The sequence below is a fragment of the Pedobacter sp. GQ55 genome, from assembly GCF_059758925.1.
Window position 1 is genome coordinate 1 of the sequence record NZ_JCAXEI010000037.1, and the last position, 304, is coordinate 304.

The window sequence follows — 304 nt, forward strand, 5'->3', positions numbered from 1 at the left end:
TTTTTAATTAATGGTGTTCAAGCTTGCTACGCCGGGTTTCATTAAAAGCTATTTAATAATCTTTTAGCGTACTAGGTAATTGGGCAAGAGCTAGTGCAAGTTGTTCGTCGTTTGGAGCAACGCCATGCCATTTGTGAGATCCCATCATGAAATCAACACCAGCGCCCATTTGGGTGCTCATTAAATTCAAGATTGGCTTACCTTTTCCTAAAAGTGATTTAGCATAATGCAATGCTTTAACTATAGAATCCATGTCGTTCCCATCAGAATTGATCACATGCCATCCAAAAGCCTCAAATTTTGC

Annotated in this window: 1 protein-coding gene; it reads right to left on the reverse strand. The window is 39.1% G+C overall.

All coding sequences use genetic code 11. The features are described from left to right. Nucleotides 1-52: 52 nt before the first annotated feature. Nucleotides 53-304 (reverse strand): thiamine pyrophosphate-binding protein (locus AC6CH7_RS26520; protein ID WP_498265569.1); only part of this gene is annotated, 252 nt, incomplete at its 5' end.